A 1,197-nucleotide genomic window follows, 5' to 3' on the forward strand; every position below is an offset into this window, starting at 1 on the left:
AGGTGGTGTTCCGCTTTCCCCTGCATTGGGTGTCGCGACTGCCCCGGCGGTGAGAATTAAGCAGGTTGACCGAATCGAAGGTGGCGCCGCATGGGCAAGTGGTGTTTCGCCTCCCCTTGCACCGGACGTCCCTGCTACCCTGGCAGTGAGAGTTAAGCCGGCTGACCGAATCGAAGGTGGCGCCACAGGGGCAGGTGGTGTTCCGCTTCCCCTTGCATTGAGCGTCCTTGCTGCTCTGGCGGTGAGAGTTAAGCAAGGTGATAGAAGCGAAGGTGGTACCGCAGGGGCAGGTGGTGTTCCATTGCCCCCTGCACCGGGCGTCTCGGCTTCTCTGGCGGTGAGAGTTAAGCAGGCCGACCGAAGCGAAGGAGGTACCGCAGGGGCAGGTAGTGTTCCACTTTCCTCGACGCACTGTCCCCTTCTCTTTTTGGCTCAATACTTCTACTTCTGGTTTAGGGCTATCGTAGTCCAAATCACCTGGGACTGTTGATGCAGTTTCATAAACCTCTTCAATCTCTTGTTTGACAACATTCCGACAGTGAATTTCCCAAGCGTTGATTTCAGAGTTAAAAGGCAGCGGAAGTCCATCAACGAATTCACCTGTTATTGTCACGCCATCTGTCACTGCCGGGGAATGAACTTTTCCGGAAGTTGCGAAGCAAAGAGAGTCTTCAAATATCAGCCCATGGGGGTCATTATCCTGGCGTGGCAGCCTGATTCTGGATGGACTCCCAACCCCCTGGCAGACCAGGCTATTTTCTGAACCCGGTACACAAAATGTGTCGTCCAAAGGCTGAACGAAGGGGGATGACGTGCGGATACGGCCTGTTGAGATGATATCGGTCTCCCCTTCACCTGTTGGCACAATAAGCGTGCAGTTACTCACCTGCTTCTCTGTACCCGCATCAATAACAGTAGCAGGAGCAACGGTCAGGATAAGCCAAAGATATGAGGTATTTGCCAGCCTTTGCAACGAGCATAACCTCTGATTCAACCCAAGCACGAAAGGCTAGTTGAAGAGTCAGACTGAGGCAATTTTCAAACACGGTAAAATTATGGATCCGGACCGTTTCATGGAAGATCAGGGTCTGATCTGTTGAAGCCATAGAGGTTCTTTTTAAATCCTGTGTTATTTCTTTTTGATCCATTTCTCCTTGCAGCGGGTACCGCTGCTGTTCTGGCGGTGAGAGTTAAGCA

1 protein-coding gene is annotated in these 1,197 nt (G+C 52.3%); it reads left to right on the forward strand.

What is annotated here, in order from left to right; all coding sequences use genetic code 11:
* The coding region (locus E1189_RS22930) for a hypothetical protein (RefSeq protein WP_230459990.1) at window positions 1–490 on the forward strand (490 nt) is incomplete at its 5' end.
* Window positions 491–1,197: the final 707 nt, after the last annotated feature.

It is taken from the genome of Parendozoicomonas verongulae (assembly GCF_009711465.1).
Taxonomy (GTDB): domain Bacteria; phylum Pseudomonadota; class Gammaproteobacteria; order Pseudomonadales; family Endozoicomonadaceae; genus Sansalvadorimonas; species Sansalvadorimonas verongulae.